Raw genomic sequence first — 16815 nt, forward strand, 5'->3', positions numbered from 1 at the left:
CAACACTCGTAGGCTTCACTCGAGCCTCGGCTACGTCACACCCGCCGAATTCGAACAAGCCCACTACGCGACCCTCAACCGAGAGCCGCAACCCGCATAGGAGCGGCAGAAAACCTGAGGCGCTTCAATCTGGCGTCGGCGGCACGCTCAGATCGGGAGACCGAGCCGGGCGCTGGGACGTGACCTAATAGGACTTTGTCCGTCTGCACGACTACTCAATGTTGTGTCCGCCCGGCCCGGTGAGGCCATCCACCCGATCGTTACCGATCAGGAGGAGACATCATCATGCTATTGACTTCCACCCCCACCGACCAGGCCACCATGGTGGTTGCCGGAGTGGATACCCACCGCTCAACTCACCACGCCGCAGTCCTTGATAGGCAGGGCCGTCTGCGCGGTGAGCAACAATTCCCGGTCACCGCGGCGGGATACCAGGCGCTGCTTGCCTGGGTGGAATCGCATGGCACTATCGACCGGATCGGGGTGGAACTGACCGGCTCCTACGGGGCGGGACTGACCCGATATCTGATCGGTGCCGGAGTCAGCGTGGTGGAGGTGAACAGCACCGACCGGGCTACCCGGGCCAGGCGCGGGAAGACGGATCTCCTCGACTCGATCGCTGCAGCACAAAAAGTCCTCGCCGGGATGGCCACGGCAACACCGAAAGACACCACCGGAACAGTGGAAACGATCCGAATCCTGACCATGGTCCGCGATTCCGCGGTCCGCACCCGCACCCAGGCGTTGAACCAGCTCAAAGACCTCCGCATCACCGCCCCCGCGACACTGCGAGAAACCCTCGACGGGCTCCCCCTTCCCCAGCTCGCCCGCACCGCAGCAACCTTCACCCCCGACACGGCCACCACCCCCACCGAGCGGGCGACGATGACAGCGATGACACGCCTGGCCACCCGGATCATGAACCTGGACCACGAAATCCGCGACGCAGACCACGACTTGGAACCCCTCGTCGCCGCCACCGCACCCACCCTCGTCGCCGCTGCCGGGATCGGCACCCACACCGCCGCGAGGCTACTGATCTGCGCCGGCGGGAACCCCGACCGGGTCGGATCCTCCGCCGCGTTCACCCGCCTCTGCGGAGCCGCACCCATCCCCGCATCCTCCGGGAAAACCAACCGGATGCGACTGCACCGCGGCGGCGACCGCCAAGCCAACCGGGCACTCCACATGATCGTCATCGGACGGATGAAAAACCACACCCCAACAAAAACCTTCGTCGACCGCAAACTCGCCGAAGGCAAATCAAAACGCGACGCCATCCGAGCACTAAAAAAATACGTCGCCCGCGAAGTCTTCACCGCCCTCAAAAACGACCACAACCTCACTTGACATCCATAGGACTATCCGACGGATGTGATGGTCGTCGTCACGTCGACGATCTGCGGGGTTGACGGCGCGCTGGAGAAACCGAAGCGGACCGGGGGCCAAAGCGGAGCCAGAGAGCCCAGGTCGCGGTCTTGCCAGGTGGCCGCGGCATCCATGATCGTGCGAGCTCGGGTCACTCCGTAGAACTCGCGGCGGCCAGCGTTGGCGGAGCCTGCGGTTCGGACACTGGGGACTAGGAGGCGGGCGATCGGATCGATCGCGCGGAGCCAGGCGGTGTTGGTGGCGAAGGATGGCGGGACTATTCGGAGCAGGCGGCCCAGCGGGGAGATGCTGCCTACGCCGAAGGTGAGGCTGAGGCGTGGCGCGGTAAGGGTGACGCCGGCGGTGGTTCGGCGGAAGGTCACGGGCACGACTCGCACCTCGTCGAAGGTGTAGGTCGTGGCGATGAAGTCCGCGGTTTGGTCGGTCGGGGCTAGGAGGATGCGGTGACCGCCCGGCTCCTCGAGCATGACGTCGGCGAACGGGCCGAACGGGGTTGTTTCCCACATCCCTATTACTAACCGCACGCCTGAGGTGGTGCCCAGGCCGGCGATTCGGCCGGTGAAGGTGTGGCGTTGGGGCATGGGGTGCAGGGTACGCCGCCCTTCGACAAGCTCAGCCCTTCGACGAGCTCAGGGACCGGTCGGCGGTTTCGATACGCGTACGCCGTAGACGGCGTGCGCTACTCAACCAGCGGAGGCGTTAGGCGTTCCAGCGGTAATGACCGTGGGCGTCCGCGCCCTTACCGCCACACACGTAGGTCTTGCCGTTGGCAGCTACACCGGACTGGCCGACCAGCGCATCCGGGCAGAACGCCCCGGGCGACACTGCCGCTGGCGCGACCGGGGCCGCGACCACGACGGGGGCAGGGGTGAAGGTCGAGGTCATCGCCTGCGCGTCGGCGCAGCTGTCGAGCACGCGCGCCATGGCGTCGTGCTCGGCCTGGGTGACCCAGAGTCCGTAGGTCGCCTTCACCGAAACCTGGCGCGTGACGTAGTCACAGCGGAACGACTTCTTCGCCGGCAGCCAGGTCGCCGCGTCGCCGTCGCTTTTCTGCAGGTTCGAGTGCGCATCGACCGCGAGCAGGTTGAGCGGGTCGTTGGCGAGCGAGATCCGCTGCGCCTGCGTCAGTTGCTGCGCTCCGGTCTGCCAGGCATCACCGAGCGCGACGACGTGATCGATCTGCACAAACGCCGAGGTCGTGTTGCCGCGAACAAAGGAGATGGTCTGGTCGACGTACGGGTCGGCCAGCTCGCCGGTCATCACCCGGCACGGGCCGGAGCGCGTGATGGAGGTTAGGTCGCGAGCGAGGATGTCGTTGCGCGTGTCGCACCCGTTGTGGTCGACATCCAGCCAGGCGGCTCCGAACTGCGCGGTGCGGACATAGCCCGTCATCGGCGCGCGGCCCTTGATGGGCAGGGTGGCGAGGAGCGCCACCGTGGTCATCTTCGTGCCATCGGTGCTGGCGATCGCGACCGCGGCCGAGCCATCGGCGGCGACGGTGATGGTCGGGTCGCCCGGGTCGTCATCCGTGAACTTCGGCGTGGCCACGGTCGGGGTCGGAGACGGGGTGGGCGACGGGGACGCGGAGTGGGTGGCCCGCACATTCGAGGCGGCTGAGGTGTCGACATCCGTCGGCGGGGCGATCGCGCTGCCGAAGATGATCGCGACCAACGCTGCGACTGCGATCGCTGCCAGGCCGATTCGGGTCGAGAGCCGGAGGCCGAGGAACCACTTCTTGGCGGCGGCCCGGGGCGTCAACGCAGATTTGCTCACGGATGACGACGTTAGCGGTATGTCGGTGGATAACTTGAGCCCCATTGCAGGGGTGGAGGAGGGGAGGGTCTCGATACGCGTCCTCGCGCGGACGCTCGGGCTACTCGACCGGCGGTTGTGGCGGCGTTCGGTACCCTGGGCGGATGGAGAGCACCGAGCTCGTCACACTGGTCGTCGTCGCCGTGGTGCTGGTCATCGGGGTGGTCTCGTTCTTCGCCGGGCGCATCGGCGTCGCGGCACCCCTGGCGCTCACCGTCGTCGGCGTCGTCGTGGGGGCCATCCCCGCGATCCCGCACTTCGAGATCGAACCCTCGATCGTGCTCACGGTCGTGCTGCCGCCGCTGCTCTACGCGGCCGCGCGCAAGGTGCCGTTCGTCGACTTCCGGCGCAATCTGCGGGTCATCGGATTTCTCGCCATCGTGCTCGTCGTCGTCTCTGCCGTGCTGGTCGGCGTGCTCGTGCACCTGCTCTGGGCGACGGTGCCCCTCGCGCTGGCGATCGCACTCGGCGCCGTGGTCGCACCACCCGACGCCGTCGCCGCGACCAGCCTCGGCAAGCGGCTCGGCCTGCCGCCGCGCATCGTCACCATCCTCGAGGGCGAAGGTCTGGTCAACGACGCGACCGCCCTGGTGCTGCTGTCGACCATGCTCGCGATCGTCACCACCTCCGTGCAATCCCCCAGCGGCTGGATGATCGCCCTCACCTTCCTCTGGGCCGTCGTCGGCGCCGTGCTCATCGGCGGCATCCTCGGCGTCGTCGCCGTCACCCTCCGCAGCCGCGTCACCGACCCGGTTCTGGATGCCGCCATCTCCCTCGTCATCCCCTTCGTTGCCTACCTCGCTGGCGAGTTCGCCCACTCGTCCGGGGTGGTAGCGGTGGTCGTCGCCGGTATCGTCGTCGGCAATCAGGGTGCGTACCGCATCCGTGCGTCCTTCCGGCTCGCCGAATCGGGCACCTGGCGCATCGTCACCCTGCTGATCGAAAACGCGGTCTTCCTCTTCATGGGCTTTCAGCTGTGGCCGATCGTCGCGACGGTCGCGCGCGGGGATGAACTCCTCAGCACCCTCGGCGTCGCTGGCCTGGTGATCGTGCTGCTGGTCGGCATCCGTTTCGCTGCGATGCCGCCGTTGCTCTGGACGATCCGCCGCCGGTACCGCACGCGGGCGGCCCGGGCGGATGAGACCAAGGGTCGGTTCGACAACGTCACCGAAGAGGACTTTCAGCGGAGGGCCGCGAACTTTCGGCAACTGGGCATCACCCAGTCACCGGCGCACAGCGCCATACGCGGCCTGCGGGCCCGGTTCGGCATCGTCACCACGAGAGACAGGGCCGCGCGCGATCGCATCGCCGCCCAACTGGCGGAGCTCGAGAAGAACCCGCAACCGGTCGTCGAGGTCGACGAGACGACGCGGGCGCGGTTTTCGCGCACGTTCCAGAACTTTCGCAAGCGCCTCGACCAGCAGAACAACGACCTCACCGCCGAACGCGATCAGGCACTCGGATGGCGCGACGGCGTGATTCTCGGACTCTCCGGCATGCGCGGCGTCGTGACGGTCGCCGCGGTACAGACCATCCCGGAGGTGCAACCGATGCGCGAATCGCTGGTGCTCGTCGCCTTCGCGGTCGCCATCATCACCCTGGTCGTGCAGGGTCTGCTGCTGCCGCCGGTCGTACGCCGGCTGCGGCCGGCCGCCGACTCGACGAGTGGCGAGCGCACCGAGGTGTACGAGCTGCGCAAGCTGATGAAGGATGCGGGCGATGTAGCAGTGTCCGCCGCGGTGGCGGAGGCCGAGGCATCCGGAGTTCCGGTGCGACCGCAGGTGCTCGACGAGGTGAACGCCGCGGGCGACGCCTGGATCGGGCGGCTCGAGATCTGGGCGAAGGCCGATCTCACCGATCCGGCGAACGAGGTGGCGCAGTATCAGCAGCTGCGGCGGGTGCTGCTCGCCGCCGAGCGGGATGCTCTGCGCGACGCCTACGAGCGCGGGGCGTTCTCGTCGGAGGCGATCGATCGCCTGCGGGCCACGCTCGATGCGGACGAGATCTCGATCGACTCGGTCGACTCGGACGCCGCGGGGCGCTAGGCGCGGGTGGAACCCCGCTGATTGAGTAGCGCACGCCGTCTACGGCGTACGCGTATCGAAATCGAAGTCTCGAACCGCGTCCTCGCGGGGGCGCTCGGGCGCTACTCAACCGCCGGGGGGCGGCGCGGGGCGGTAGGTCAGCGGCCCCTCCTCGCCCGGGCGGCGAACCTATCGAGTGCCGTCAACACCTCGCGCGCCTCGTACGCCCGGTTTCGACTGCCGGAACCGATCTGGGTGAGGATACCGTCGTCGACCAGGCGGTCAATTCCGTTCTGCGCGTTCCGACTATCAATGCCCAGCTCGTGCGCAGCAAGCTTGGCGTCGATCACCGGCTGACGCTGCAGCACATCCAACAGGCGCCGGCCCGCGCTCCCCGTGCGCGCGCTCGTCGCTTCATCCCAGCGCGCCCGTACGTGCGTGAGGTCGGCAACGAGTTGCCGTCCATCGATGATGGCATCGGACGACGCCCGTGAGAAGGACTGGATTATCGGCTGCACGTTGCCCGCTCGATACTCCGTGAGTGCGGCGAAGTACCCACGGGTGTCTCGAAGTAGCCCGGCAGAGACAGGGACCGTCACGTTGTTCGTCACTCCGAGCCGCCGCAGCATTGCCTGAACGAGGGCGCGGCCGGTTCGTCCATTGCCGTCGGGGAAGGGGTGAATGGTCTCGAACTGTGCGTGAGCAATGGCGATCTGGGGTAGCGCCGGAAGGTCGGTGCGACGAGCGAACTCCACCAGATCGTCCATCAAATCACCGACGCGCTCGTGGTGCGGAGGAACGAACGATGCATTGTGTGGGCTGTTGCCGAATCCGCCGCCGATCCATACCTGCCGCGTGCGCCAGTGGGCCGTGTGTTCCGGTTGGTCCTCTCGCAGTATCTCGGCCTGCATGGCGATGATGGTGGATGCGTCGAGATCTTCGGCCATGCGAACCGCGGCTTCCATCGCCCGAACGTTGCCCACGATCAAACGCGAGTTCTGCCCCGCACCGCGCCCCAGTTCTGCCAAAGCGATGCTCTTTGCCGACGCTGTCAGCTGCTCGATCTCAGAACTTGCCGCGCTCTCACTTCGCAGGAGGATCGCCGAGAACGGAGCTGCGATGGAGCCCACTTCGCCATCGAATCGGCCGAGCCCGACCAGGGCGTCTTCTGCCTCGACCATCGTGTCTGCATCGAGGTGAGGCAGGGTGAGCTTCGCGATGAACGGAGGGATCGCTGCTTCGTATGGCCCTCGCGCACGAAGAGAAGCACGACGGGACTGTGCGTCGTCGGTCTCGCCATGCCACTCCCGCGGCTCCGAGGTCGTCGAAGGCCACGATGTAGGCACGCCGGAGTTCTTCTTATTCGTCGCCATCGAGAAATCATACCGATGGTTACTTTGATAAACATCGGTATGGCGATTTCTTATTCACACTTACGCGACCCGAACGGAAGGTGATGCGCGGGCGTCATCCGACCGCCCAAGGAGAGGTCCGCGATTTCGTGATGTCAGTTCGCGCTAACACCAGCCCGAACTGACAATACGAAAACGGAACTCTGCCCGGCAGACCCAGCCCTTCGGCAAGCTCAGGGACCGGTCGGCGGGTTTCGATACGCGTCCTCGCGCGGGCGCCCGGGCGCTACTCAACCGGCGTTACGCGGCGGGGGCCAGGAACTCTTCCCAGTGCGGCTCCGTGCGCTCCACCCCGCGCACCAGCCAGGACGTGCCGTGCGGGGCGCGCGGGCGGAAGCGCAGGTTCCAGCCCATCTCGCCGGGCGTGCGATCGCCCTTCACGTTGTTGCACTTCAGGCAGCAGGCCACCAGGTTCTCCCAGCTGTCCGCTCCCCCGCGTGACCTCGGCAGCACGTGGTCGATCGTGTTCGCCGCACCTCCGCAGTACCCGCAGCGGCTCGCATCCCGACGCAGCACGCCACGACGCGACACCGGAATCAGCCGCGACGACGGGATCTTCACGTACCGCGTGAGCAGAATCACCGACGGGCGGTCGTAGGAACCGCTCGACCCCCACACCGGATGCTCGGCATCCGCCGCGACAATCGTCGCCTTCTGATTCATCACGAGCACCAGCGCTCGCTTGAACGACACCACGGCAAGGGGCTCGAAGCCCGCATTGAGGACCAGCGTGCGCATTCTCATCCTTTCGACGAAGCCCGCACGGCTTGCGGGCTGATCGATGCACCTTGGGTTGCTGAAAGCAGGAGGTGGGGAACAAAAAAGGCACCGTCCGAATGGACAGTGCCTAGATGGTGCGCGCGGGTATGAAAACCGCGCAGTGTTCCCCGCGCCCTATGGCACAGTCGCAGCGCGCATCCGTGGTTTGGATGGTGCTTCGACTCGACATGGGGCTCTCCCGAAATACGACTCTCAGAATTGCAAGTACGGAAAGAGTAACCCACAAAGGCGGAACGGATGTCCGCGACAGCGAGCCTGTTACCCAGCGTTTACCGAAGGTTAGATCCCCACGTACACGTGGATGGCCACCTCGTTGGGCAGCTCTATGCCCTCGGGCGCCTCGGTGTCACCGTCGCCCTCGACCTGCACCAGCACGTACGACCCGGCGCGCGAGAAGCTCGCCTTGGCCCCGGGCATGACCCCGGCAGTGCGCAACTGCTCGAGCAGCTCCACCTCGTACTGCACCGGCTCGCCCAGGCGACGGATGGTGCCCTTCACCGGTCCGACCGCTCCGAGCACGTAGTTGACGATGTTCACGACGCCGTCGCTGAAGTTGCCGGCGCCGGCATCCCCCAGCTCCTCGAGCCCGGGGATCGGGTTGCCGTACGGACTCTGCGTCGGGTGCTCGAGCATCTCGATGATGCGGCGCTCAACCGACTCGCTCATCACGTGCTCCCAGCGGCATGCTTCCTCGTGCACGAGAGCCCAGTCGAGACCGATCACGTCGGCGAGCAGGCGCTCGGCCAGACGGTGCTTGCGCATCACGTGCACGGCCTTCGAGCGACCCTCGTCGGTCAGCGCGAGATGACGGTCGCCTTCGACCACGACCAGGCCATCGCGCTCCATGCGGGCGACGGTCTGCGACACGGTCGGGCCGGAGTGGCCGAGACGTTCGCTGATGCGTGCCCGCAGGGGGAAGATGTTCTCTTCCTCGAGCTCGTAGATGGTCCGCAGATACATCTCAGTGGTGTCGATGAGATCGGTAATTGTCGCCTCCTCGCGCGCCGAAAAGCATGTCAGGCTAGCCTAACCTGCGCCGACCATCCGCTCGCCGTAATGCGGGCGGCCGCGCTAATAGACTTTGCAGATGCCCGACGTGATCATCCCCAGCGAACTCCTGCCCCTCGACGGACGATTCGGCTGCGGCCCGTCCAAGGTGCGGCCCGAGCAGCTGGCATATCTCGCCGGTGCTGGCGCCGAGATCATGGGCACCTCGCACCGCCAGGCGCCCGTGAAGAACCTGGTCGGGCGCGTGCAGTCCGGGCTCGGCGAGCTGTTCCGCCTGCCCGACGGCTACGAGGTCGTCATCGGCAACGGCGGCTCGACCGCCTTCTGGGATGCCGCCGCCTTCGGCCTCATCAGCCAGCGCAGCGAGAACCTCACCTTCGGCGAGTTCGGCGCCAAGTTCGGCCAGGCCGCCGCGGCCCCCTTCCTCGAGGCACCGCACATCGTGAACGCCCCGGCCGGCTCGCGCAGCGAGGTCGAGATCCTCGACGGAATCGACGTCTACGCCTGGCCGCACAACGAGACCTCCACCGGCGTCATGGCCCCGGTTCGGAGAGTGGATGCCGACGCCCTCACCGTGATCGACGCGACCAGCGCCGCGGGCGGGGTCGACTTCGACGCCGCGCAGGCCGATGTCTACTACTTCGCACCGCAGAAGAACTTCGCCTCCGACGGCGGCCTCTGGTTCGGCCTGTTCTCCCCCGCCGCCATCGAGCGGGTCGAGCAGATCCACGCGAGCGATCGCTGGATTCCCGAGTTCCTCAGCCTCAAGAACGCCGTCGACAACTCGCGTCTCAAGCAGACGCTGAACACCCCGGCGATCGCCACGCTGCTGCTGCTCGAGAACCAGGTCGAGTGGATCAACGGCAACGGCGGGCTGGCCTGGGCCGACGCGCGCACCAAGGAGTCGTCATCCGTTCTGTACGACTGGGCGTCGTCGGTCGACTACGCGACGCCGTTCGTTACGAACCCCGACCACCGCTCGCAGGTCGTCGTCACCATCGACTTCGATGACAGCATCGACGCCGCCGCGATCGCGAAGACGCTGCGGGCCAACGGCGTGGTCGACACCGAGCCGTACCGCAAGCTCGGACGCAACCAGCTGCGCGTCGCCACCTTCACCGCGATCGAGCCGGATGACGTGCGCAAGCTGGTCAGCTGCATCGAGTATGTGGTCGGTGCACTCTAGATGAAGCTGTTCCTCAAAGACTCCGAGCGGCGCGCCGACCCGGAGCCGTTAGAGACGGATGACCGCAAGGCCGTACTCGTCGGCCTCGCGGCCTGGCTGGTCGCCTTCGTCGTGCTGCTCGTGGTGTTCGGCGGCACGATGATCGACTCAGGACGCGGCTGGCTTCTCTGGTGCTGCGTCGCCGGGCTCGTCATCGGAGTCATCGGCCTCGTCTATACCCAGATCACTCGACGACACCTCTAGCTCGTCGGAGTCGTCGTCTTCGAACTCGGTCTCGTCGTCGTCGATATCGTCGTCATCGATCGCGTCGATGTCAATGGCGTCGATGTCGATCGCATCGATGTCCACACCGTCGAGGTCGCCGCTGTGCAGGATGTCGCTGCCTAGCGCGTCATCATCGTCATCGTCATCGTCATCGTCGTCGTCGTCGTCATCGTCGCCATCAGCGCCGGCTTCGTCATCGAAGTCGTCGTCAGTCGACCCATCGAGGTCGTCCTCGGACTCGTCGTCGTCTTCTGCGGATGCGCCCGCGGCATCCTGAGCCGCCCGGTAGTCGGCAAGACGGTCGACCCACGGAATCCAGGCGGGAGACAGCAGCGCGGTCTCGCCGGGCGTGAGCTCGGTCTCGAGCACGCTCGCCTGTTCGCCGTCGAGGTGGGCCAGGCTGACCGTCCAGCGCCAGCCCGGGTAGCCCGAGAGCAGGGTGTCGAAGTAGACCGTGACCACGCCGTCGCCCCCGTCGGTCGAGCCTGCTGGCTCACCGATCGACTCTGCGCTGGTGATCTCCAGCAGCGCGCGGCGGGCGATCGTGATGTCGGCCTCGGAAGCGCCTCGAGGTTCCGAGGGAGTTACCTCTGCAGCGACATCCGCCGGCGTGGGGTCCTCAACGGGCGACGAATCAGGCATCGAGCTCATCCGCTACCTTGCGCAGCATCGCGGCGATCGTCTTGCCGTGCTTGCTGTCGGGGTAGCGTCCGCGCTTGAGGTTGCCCCCGATGCCGTCGAGCAACTTGACCAGATCTTCGATGATGATTGCCATGTCATCCGCCGGCTTGCGGCTCATCTTCTGGAGGCTCGGGGGTGCTTCGAGCACGCGCACCGAGAGTGCTTGGGCGCCGCGCTTGCCATCGGCGATGCCGAATTCGAGCTTGGTGCCGGCCTTGACCGTGGCACCCGCGGGGAGGGCATTGGCGTGCAGAAAGACCTCTTGACCGTCATCAGAACTGATGAAGCCGAAGCCCTTCTCCTCGTCGTAAAATTTGACCTTGCCGGTGGGCATGGCAGTACCTCTTTCGCTCGGTGCTCGTATCAAGCCTACGGGCACGCCGCTGCTCTAGTCTTGTGCCTGTGGCAAATGACACCCCAGTGACTGTTCATCGTAACGAACGCGCGCTCGCCTACATGATCGCGGCGATCATCGGTCTGTCGATCATCGCCATCATCGTGGTCATCGTGGTCTCGGGCGTCTTTCACGTGAAAGATCTGTGGGCGCCGATCGTGCTCTTCCCCGGCATCGCGCTGCCGATCGGGTTCGTGCTGATCGTGATTCTGCTCATCATCAGCACCCGCCGACGCTCGCGGGAGGCGCGGGAGGCAGAAGCCGCCGCCGCGCTCGGTAATACTAAGAAGAACAAGAAGTAGCGCGAACCCGGTAATGATGCCGGGCACGAGACCGGGCGAAGAACTGGGCCCGCAAAGGGGACGATGAGCACCACGCAGGCTCTCGCCACGCAAACCCTGTCGGTCGTGTTGCGCTCGCTCACTGACGCCGAGCTCGTGGCCACCATTCGGGCGCGCGAACTCGTGATCCACGGCAGCGGCTCGAACGCCATCCGCGACTACTTCGACCTCGCCGAGGCGTTCCTCCACCCCGACGCCATTCAGCAGACCCTCACCCGGCTCGACCGCACGACGCTCACGGTGTTGTCGGCCATAGCCTCCGGAGCTTCCAGCGCTGCGGATGTCGCGGCCCGGGTCACCTCCGACGGCGGAGAACCCCTGCCAGAGTCGACCGTGCTCGAGGTCGCGGAGCGTGCCCGCGCGCTCCTCCTCCTGGCACCCGACTCGCTGTCCCTCTACGAACCCGTGCGCGCCCAGCTCGCCGCCTGGCCGAGTTTCGGTCTGCCGAGCCTCGAGCAACTCGTCACCGCCGCCGCGCCCGCCGCGCTCGAACCGGTGCCGGATGTCGACCAGCGCATCATCGACCGCCTCGCCGCCGAACGCGCATTCACCGCCACCGCCGCCGTCACCGAGTTGCTGGCCGAGATCGAGCGGGAGCCTGCCCGCGAACTCGCCAAGGGCGGCGTCTCCCTGCCAGACACCAAGCGGCTCGCGAGCGGCATGTCGGTCGACCTCGAGTCGGTCGCGACGTTTGTCGACGTCGCCGAACGGGCCGAGCTGCTGGCGCGGGAGTCCGGGTACACGATGATCACCGAACTCGGGCGTTCGTGGTTGCTGCTGCCGACGGGCGCACGCTGGGGCGCGCTGGCTGGGGCCTGGCACGAACGGCTGCCCGCGGACATCCGTCGCCTGCTCGGTGAGCGCACCCACGCGCTCTGGGGCCAAGGGCTGCGCGGCTACATCGACTGGCTCTACCCGGCCGGCGGCGACTGGATGGACCAGCGCATTGCCAGCGGAACCCGAGACGCCGAGTTGCTCGGCATCACCGCGAACCAGGCGCCGAGCACGCCCGGCGCGCTGCTGCTGTCGGAGGGCGCGCCCGAGGCGATCGCCGCGATGGGCGCGCTGCTACCGCCCGAGGTTTCGCAGGTCTACCTGCAGCACGACCTCTCGGTGGTCGCGCCAGGGCCGCTGACGCCCGAGGTGGATGCTCGCCTCCGCGGCATCGCGGATGTCGAGAGCCGCGCGCTCGCCTCCACCTACCGCGTCAGCACCTCCAGCGTGAACCGGGCGATGGCCGCGGGTGAGAGCGAGCAGTCGATGCTCGACTTCTTGCGGTCCATCTCGCTCACCGGCATTCCGCAACCGCTCGCGTACCTGCTGCACGAGGCCGCGACGCGGTACGGGCAGGTGCGGGTCGGGGCACTCGATTCGCCAGATGCGCGTTCCTACGTCTCGTCGGATTCCTCGTCCGGCGGCGACGAGCACCTGCTCGGCACCATCGCCGTCGACCAGAACCTGTCGGCGCTGGGGTTTTGGCGCTCCGAGGGTCGGCTGCTGAGCCGCTTTACCTTCGATGTCGTGTTCTGGTCGCTGAGCGATGCCCGGTATCCGGTGGCGGCGGAGGATTCGTCCGGCGCGATCATCGCGCTTCGTCGGCAGCGCACGGCCCGGCCGGTGAGCACGGACACGACCGACCCGCTGGATGCTCTCATCGAGCGCCTGCGGATCGGTGGAGCCGCCGAGCCGCAGGAGGAGGGTCAGGCCTGGCTGCTGCGTCAGCTAGACATTGCGATCAAATCGAAGGTCGAGCTGACGGTCACGGTGAGGATGCCGGATGACTCCGAGGTGTCGTACGTGCTCGAGCCGACCAGCGTGTCGAGCGGGCGGGTACGGTTTCGCGACCGCAAGTCCGCCATCGAGCGCACGCTCCCGCTATCGAGCATCGCCTCCCTCGGCCCCGCCACGTAGGTCTCGAAGACTCAGGCCGACGTCACCCGGCTCACCCGCACGTGAATCTCCGCCGGGCCGTCGACCGCGGCCCGCACCGCGTCGGAGACCAGGCGCGCGGTCACCGGGGCCTGGGCATCCGCGTCTACACCGACACTCACCGTGATCATGAGGCCCGAATCATCCGAGCCGACCTCGATCAGCGACGTCTCCCCGGCCGTCAGCGCTCGCACCGACTGCACCAGCGCGGGCGAGGCGGCGAACAGCGTGACGACCCCGGGCACCTGCCGCACCACCGCATCCAGTTTCAGCGCCAGTTGCGAACTCATGACCCCTCCTCGCTGACCCACAGGTGAACATCCACGACGGTCACATCGATCGCCCCCACCCGTAGTTCGGTGTGCTTGAGCAGTTCGGTTCGCACCCGGTCTCGCACCGCCTGCGCCAGCTGGGTCACCGGCGCGCTCAGCACCACGCTGATCGTCAATGCCACCGTCACCTCCGCGCCCGGCACGGTCACGTCGCCCGATATCGAGCAGCTTCCGACCAGCACGCCCTCGACCGAATCCCCGGCGGCCCGCACCAGCTCGCGCACGGCACCCTCCGTGATCGAGAGCCGGGTGCCCGGGTCCGATACCGCGTACGGGATGTCGCGTCCCGCCCGCAACTCGCGCCCGATGGTTCCCAGCAGCGCGCCAACCCACCCGTCGTCGACCGGCGGGGCCTCCGCGGCATCCCGCACGACGAGCTGGCGAGACAACCCGGCCACCCGTTCGAGCGAGGCGAGCATCGCCTGACATTCCGGGTTGTTGTCGATCGCCGCAATGGCCGGCTGCCGACCGCGGTCGAGGTAGTCGCTCAGGTCGGCGAGCGAGAATCCCGAACCGCCGATGTCATCGTCGTCGTCAGTCATCGCCAGGCCTCCATTTCTCGCACCACCGTCACCCTGGCACGAGCGAGCTTGCCGCGCACCGTCGTCACACTCATCCCGAGCTGTTCCGCGATGTCCTCATACGAGTACCCGCCCATCTCCTTGAGCACCCAGCACTGCCGCTGCCCCTCCGGAAGCGTGTCGAGCACCGCCGCGAGGGCGTCGAGGCGGGATGACGCGATCGCCCGACCCTCCGGACCCGCGCTCGCATCCTCGTCCCGCTCCTGATCCAGCTCCACCGTCGGCTTGCGCGAACGGATGCGGTCGGTCGCCTTGCGGGAGACGATGCTGAACATCCAGGAACGTACCTTGCTCGTATCGTCGAGGGCGGGCAGTGCGCCCCACGCGGAGATCAGGGCCTCCTGAACCGCGTCATCCGCGTCGACCGCAGAGCCGGTAAGCCGGGTGGCGAATGCCTTCAGTGCCGGCGCCAATCGACGCACCAGCACACCGAAGGCGACCGTATCTCCGTCCGCGGATCGCGCCGCAAGCAGCCCGTCGGACGCAGCCTCGAGTGACGTCACGAGCCCCCTTCGCGCATCCGTCAAAAGCATCCGCCAAAAAAGTTCTGCGGAAAACCGTGACGTTTTACCCGTCACCCGCGTCTTCCCTTTCGAACGATACCCGCGGGTATCAACCCCAACGAAAGAGGAACATCATGGCTGAGAGAGTGCAGACCGGAACCACTACCGGAACCGCCAGCGCCACCACCGCATCCACCTTGGGCCTGTCCGGCGCGTCGGCCGGCAAGACCGTGATCGTCGATCCCGTCGTCGCCAAGATCGCCGGCATCGCTGCCCGCGACGTGCCCGGCGTCTACGCCCTCGGCGGCGGAACCGCCCGCGCATTCGGTGCAATCCGCGACGCGATGGGCAACACCGACCTCGCGCAGGGCGTCAAGGTCGAGGTCGGCGAGACCCAGGTCGCCGCCGACGTCACCATCGTCGTCGAGTATCCGACGCCGCTTCACCAGGTGGCTGCGGATGTCCGCGCCGCCGTCGCCGACTCCATCGAACGCCTCATCGGCATGGAGGTCGCCGAGATCAACGTCACCGTCAGCGACGTGCACATCCCCGGCGACGACGACACCGTCGAAGAGTCGCGCGTCTCATGAGCGGCTGGCTCATCGGAGCGATCGCCGGCGCAGTGCTGGCCATCGTCGGCCTCGCCTTCGGGTTCTGGGGCTTCCTGCTGGTGCTGGTCCTCGCGATCGTCGGCGGGCTTGTCGGCGCGATCATCAGCGGACGCCTCAACGTCGCCGCCGTGGTCGACGCCGCCCGCGGTCGCCGGAGCGCGTGATGTCCGACATCGTGCCTGGGCGAACGGATGTCGCGGCCCGCGCCCTCGAGCGCACCGTCGCCGCGACATCCGCCCGCCACCTGCGCGTGCCACTGCGCGACGTGCACGTCACGCTCACCGACGCGGCTGGGCTGCTCGCGATCTCCGTCGTCGCTCCGCTGCGATTGCCGCCGCTGAGCGGAGCCTCCGCCGTGCGGCTCATGAAGCGCGGAGACGATGCGCGCAGCGATATCCGCGTTGACGTCGAGGCGCAGACCGGGCGCACGGTCGGACCGATCGCGCTGCGACTCACCCGCGCCCTCGTGCTGCATGAGAAGAGAGTGAAATGACCTCCCTCTATCCCCGCATCTTGCGCCGTGAGACCCATCGATCCCGGTCGGTCGCGGTGTCGGTGGCGCTCGCGTTGTTCATTCTGGTGGCGGCATACGTCGGCCTGGAGTGCGGCCTCGCCGCCTTCGGGGCCGGCCCGCTGCTCGTCTCTCCGGCCGCCGCCATCGATTGGCTCGGCTCGAAGGAGATCATCGTCTACGTAGCCGCCGGGGTCGCCGCGGTGCTCGGCATTGCACTGCTTTTGCTGGCGATCCTTCCCGGCCGCCGCGCTCGCCACGCGGTGCCGAACGAACGGATGGCCGTGGTCGTCGACGACGGAGTGCTCGCCGGGGCGCTCGCTCGCGACGCCCGCCGCGTCGCCGACGTCGCCCCCGACCGGGTGCACGCCGACGTCTCGAAACGCCGGGCGCGGATCGTGATCACGCCGACCAGCGGAGTGCCGGTCGACGCCCCCGCGGCACAGGCGATCGCCGATGGGCTGCTCACCACGCTTGCGCCGAGGCCGTCCGTTCGCGCACGGGTTGTGGTTTCGACACGAGGGACGGTGGGAGCATGACGCGCAGTAACCGGATCTTGAACCGGGTAATCCTCGCGGTGCTCGGGCTGGTGTTGATCGCCGCGGCAGCCTATGTCGCTGGCGGCTCTGGGCTCGGGCTGCCGAACATCCCGAAGCCGTCGGTCGGCGTGCTGTGGGCGATAGTCGGGGGCGCCGTCGTCGTGATCGTGCTGTCGCTGATCTGGATTCTCAGCCGCGGCCGCGGGCGCATCCGTCACCTGATCGAAGCCGAGAGCGCCGACGGCTCGGTCACCATCGACGCGCTCCTCGTCGCCGATCTGGTCGGCGACGCGCTTGCCGACCAGCCCGACGTCGTCGCCGTCTCGTCGACCGGATTCCGGATGCGCCGGCGCTCGGTGCTCTCGCTGCGGGTCACCGCGCGGCGCGGGGCCGACCTGGCCCGGGTGATCCGTGCGGTCGACACCGCGGTCGAGCAGCTCGACGGCGTGCTCGAGCAGCAGCTCCCGGTGCTGCTGCACGTGACCGGCGCCGTGCGAGCGACGCGGCAGGTGCGCTGA

21 protein-coding genes are annotated in these 16815 nt (G+C 67.4%); 11 read left to right on the forward strand and 10 right to left on the reverse strand.

What is annotated here, in order from left to right:
• Positions 1–285 precede the first annotated feature (285 nt).
• Complete coding sequence (locus IV501_RS11135; RefSeq protein ID WP_200556419.1) at positions 286–1350, forward strand: IS110 family RNA-guided transposase; 1065 nt, start codon at positions 286–288, stop codon at positions 1348–1350.
• 11 nt (positions 1351–1361) lie between these two features.
• On the opposite strand, the gene IV501_RS11140 is transcribed toward IV501_RS11135, so the two are convergent.
• Both IV501_RS11140 and IV501_RS11145 read right to left on the reverse strand, forming a co-directional pair.
• Positions 1362–1970, reverse strand: coding sequence for a hypothetical protein (locus IV501_RS11140; protein WP_200556420.1), 609 nt, complete (start codon positions 1968–1970; stop codon positions 1362–1364).
• A gap of 118 nt (positions 1971–2088) precedes the next feature.
• Positions 2089–3162, reverse strand: a complete 1074-nt coding sequence (locus IV501_RS11145) for an HNH endonuclease family protein (protein WP_307812255.1) — start codon at positions 3160–3162, stop codon at positions 2089–2091.
• Positions 3163–3305: 143 nt separating this feature from the next.
• Here IV501_RS11145 and IV501_RS11150 point away from each other — a divergent pair, with 143 nt between their 5' ends.
• A complete protein-coding gene (locus IV501_RS11150; RefSeq protein WP_200556422.1) occupies positions 3306–5246 on the forward strand; it encodes a cation:proton antiporter in 1941 nt (646 codons plus the stop codon).
• Between the two features lie 137 nt (positions 5247–5383).
• On the opposite strand, the gene IV501_RS11155 is transcribed toward IV501_RS11150, so the two are convergent.
• The 3 genes from IV501_RS11155 to IV501_RS11165 form a co-directional block, all read right to left on the reverse strand.
• A complete protein-coding gene (locus tag IV501_RS11155; protein WP_200556423.1) occupies positions 5384–6598 on the reverse strand; it encodes a Fic family protein in 1215 nt (404 codons plus the stop codon).
• A 279-nt stretch (positions 6599–6877) separates the two neighbouring features.
• Complete coding sequence (locus tag IV501_RS11160) at positions 6878–7375, reverse strand: HNH endonuclease (RefSeq protein ID WP_200556424.1); 498 nt, start codon at positions 7373–7375, stop codon at positions 6878–6880.
• Positions 7376–7696: 321 nt separating this feature from the next.
• Positions 7697–8404 carry an iron-dependent transcriptional repressor DtxR gene (locus tag IV501_RS11165; RefSeq protein ID WP_200556933.1) on the reverse strand — a complete coding sequence of 236 codons (708 nt, stop codon included), beginning with the start codon at positions 8402–8404 and terminating at the stop codon, positions 7697–7699.
• A gap of 100 nt (positions 8405–8504) precedes the next feature.
• Between IV501_RS11165 and serC the strand changes: the two genes are divergently transcribed.
• Both serC and IV501_RS11175 read left to right on the forward strand, forming a co-directional pair.
• Positions 8505–9611 carry a phosphoserine transaminase gene (gene serC / locus IV501_RS11170; RefSeq protein WP_200556425.1) on the forward strand — a complete coding sequence of 369 codons (1107 nt, stop codon included), beginning with the start codon at positions 8505–8507 and terminating at the stop codon, positions 9609–9611.
• The gene (locus tag IV501_RS11175; RefSeq protein WP_200556426.1) at positions 9612–9854 is read left to right on the forward strand and encodes a DUF2530 domain-containing protein; all 243 of its coding nucleotides are present in this window, start codon (positions 9612–9614) and stop codon (positions 9852–9854) included.
• On the opposite strand, the gene IV501_RS11180 is transcribed toward IV501_RS11175, so the two are convergent.
• Positions 9759–10517 (reverse strand): DUF3027 domain-containing protein, encoded by a 759-nt coding sequence (locus IV501_RS11180; RefSeq protein ID WP_234698506.1) that lies wholly within the window; start codon positions 10515–10517, stop codon positions 9759–9761. The two genes, IV501_RS11175 and IV501_RS11180, sit on opposite strands and share 96 nt — an antisense overlap.
• A complete protein-coding gene (locus IV501_RS11185) occupies positions 10510–10890 on the reverse strand; it encodes a cold-shock protein (protein ID WP_200556428.1) in 381 nt (126 codons plus the stop codon). Before IV501_RS11185 ends, IV501_RS11180 begins: the two co-directional genes overlap by 8 nt.
• 68 nt (positions 10891–10958) lie before the next feature.
• On the opposite strand from IV501_RS11185, the gene IV501_RS11190 reads away from it, so the two are divergent.
• On the forward strand, positions 10959–11252 hold the full coding sequence (locus IV501_RS11190; protein WP_200556429.1) for a hypothetical protein: 294 nt from the start codon (positions 10959–10961) through the stop codon (positions 11250–11252).
• A 63-nt stretch (positions 11253–11315) separates the two neighbouring features.
• Entirely contained in the window at positions 11316–13202 is a 1887-nt protein-coding gene (locus IV501_RS11195) for a helicase-associated domain-containing protein (RefSeq protein WP_200556430.1), read from the forward strand.
• 11 nt (positions 13203–13213) lie between these two features.
• On the opposite strand, the gene IV501_RS11200 is transcribed toward IV501_RS11195, so the two are convergent.
• Genes IV501_RS11200 through IV501_RS11210 form a run of 3 tightly spaced genes read right to left on the reverse strand, consistent with a single transcriptional unit; the run spans position 13214 to position 14636 of the window.
• Entirely contained in the window at positions 13214–13510 is a 297-nt protein-coding gene (locus IV501_RS11200) for a hypothetical protein (protein ID WP_200556431.1), read from the reverse strand.
• Positions 13507–14094, reverse strand: a complete 588-nt coding sequence (locus IV501_RS11205) for an Asp23/Gls24 family envelope stress response protein (RefSeq protein WP_200556432.1) — start codon at positions 14092–14094, stop codon at positions 13507–13509. The genes IV501_RS11200 and IV501_RS11205 overlap by 4 nt, the downstream gene beginning before the upstream one ends.
• The gene (locus IV501_RS11210) at positions 14091–14636 is read right to left on the reverse strand and encodes an RNA polymerase sigma factor (RefSeq protein ID WP_307812256.1); all 546 of its coding nucleotides are present in this window, start codon (positions 14634–14636) and stop codon (positions 14091–14093) included. Before IV501_RS11210 ends, IV501_RS11205 begins: the two co-directional genes overlap by 4 nt.
• 134 nt (positions 14637–14770) lie before the next feature.
• On the opposite strand from IV501_RS11210, the gene IV501_RS11215 reads away from it, so the two are divergent.
• Genes IV501_RS11215 through IV501_RS11235 form a run of 5 tightly spaced genes read left to right on the forward strand, consistent with a single transcriptional unit; the run spans position 14771 to position 16815 of the window.
• A complete protein-coding gene (locus tag IV501_RS11215; RefSeq protein WP_200556434.1) occupies positions 14771–15226 on the forward strand; it encodes an Asp23/Gls24 family envelope stress response protein in 456 nt (151 codons plus the stop codon).
• Positions 15223–15411, forward strand: coding sequence for a hypothetical protein (locus IV501_RS11220; RefSeq protein WP_200556435.1), 189 nt, complete (start codon positions 15223–15225; stop codon positions 15409–15411). Before IV501_RS11215 ends, IV501_RS11220 begins: the two co-directional genes overlap by 4 nt.
• Positions 15411–15740: a hypothetical protein gene (locus IV501_RS11225; protein ID WP_200556436.1), complete on the forward strand. Its 330-nt coding sequence runs from the start codon at positions 15411–15413 to the stop codon at positions 15738–15740. The genes IV501_RS11220 and IV501_RS11225 overlap by 1 nt, the downstream gene beginning before the upstream one ends.
• Positions 15737–16297 carry a hypothetical protein gene (locus tag IV501_RS11230; protein ID WP_200556437.1) on the forward strand — a complete coding sequence of 187 codons (561 nt, stop codon included), beginning with the start codon at positions 15737–15739 and terminating at the stop codon, positions 16295–16297. Before IV501_RS11225 ends, IV501_RS11230 begins: the two co-directional genes overlap by 4 nt.
• Positions 16294–16815: a hypothetical protein gene (locus IV501_RS11235; protein ID WP_200556438.1), complete on the forward strand. Its 522-nt coding sequence runs from the start codon at positions 16294–16296 to the stop codon at positions 16813–16815. Before IV501_RS11230 ends, IV501_RS11235 begins: the two co-directional genes overlap by 4 nt.

It is taken from the genome of Lacisediminihabitans changchengi (assembly GCF_016634425.1).
Taxonomy (GTDB): Bacteria; Actinomycetota; Actinomycetes; order Actinomycetales; family Microbacteriaceae; genus Lacisediminihabitans; species Lacisediminihabitans changchengi.

Coding starts and splice junctions, on each gene's coding strand:
- IV501_RS11135 (WP_200556419.1), top strand. CDS start 286: ATGCTATTGACTTCCACCCCCACCGACCAGGCCACCATGGTGGTTGCC.
- IV501_RS11140 (WP_200556420.1), bottom strand. CDS start 1,970: ATGCCCCAACGCCACACCTTCACCGGCCGAATCGCCGGCCTGGGCACC.
- IV501_RS11150 (WP_200556422.1), top strand. CDS start 3,306: ATGGAGAGCACCGAGCTCGTCACACTGGTCGTCGTCGCCGTGGTGCTG.
- IV501_RS11155 (WP_200556423.1), bottom strand. CDS start 6,598: ATGGCGACGAATAAGAAGAACTCCGGCGTGCCTACATCGTGGCCTTCG.
- IV501_RS11160 (WP_200556424.1), bottom strand. CDS start 7,375: ATGCGCACGCTGGTCCTCAATGCGGGCTTCGAGCCCCTTGCCGTGGTG.
- serC (WP_200556425.1), top strand. CDS start 8,505: ATGCCCGACGTGATCATCCCCAGCGAACTCCTGCCCCTCGACGGACGA.
- IV501_RS11175 (WP_200556426.1), top strand. CDS start 9,612: ATGAAGCTGTTCCTCAAAGACTCCGAGCGGCGCGCCGACCCGGAGCCG.
- IV501_RS11180 (WP_234698506.1), bottom strand. CDS start 10,517: ATGCCTGATTCGTCGCCCGTTGAGGACCCCACGCCGGCGGATGTCGCT.
- IV501_RS11185 (WP_200556428.1), bottom strand. CDS start 10,890: ATGCCCACCGGCAAGGTCAAATTTTACGACGAGGAGAAGGGCTTCGGC.
- IV501_RS11195 (WP_200556430.1), top strand. CDS start 11,316: ATGAGCACCACGCAGGCTCTCGCCACGCAAACCCTGTCGGTCGTGTTG.
- IV501_RS11200 (WP_200556431.1), bottom strand. CDS start 13,510: ATGAGTTCGCAACTGGCGCTGAAACTGGATGCGGTGGTGCGGCAGGTG.
- IV501_RS11205 (WP_200556432.1), bottom strand. CDS start 14,094: ATGACTGACGACGACGATGACATCGGCGGTTCGGGATTCTCGCTCGCC.
- IV501_RS11215 (WP_200556434.1), top strand. CDS start 14,771: ATGGCTGAGAGAGTGCAGACCGGAACCACTACCGGAACCGCCAGCGCC.
- IV501_RS11220 (WP_200556435.1), top strand. CDS start 15,223: ATGAGCGGCTGGCTCATCGGAGCGATCGCCGGCGCAGTGCTGGCCATC.
- IV501_RS11225 (WP_200556436.1), top strand. CDS start 15,411: ATGTCCGACATCGTGCCTGGGCGAACGGATGTCGCGGCCCGCGCCCTC.
- IV501_RS11230 (WP_200556437.1), top strand. CDS start 15,737: ATGACCTCCCTCTATCCCCGCATCTTGCGCCGTGAGACCCATCGATCC.
- IV501_RS11235 (WP_200556438.1), top strand. CDS start 16,294: ATGACGCGCAGTAACCGGATCTTGAACCGGGTAATCCTCGCGGTGCTC.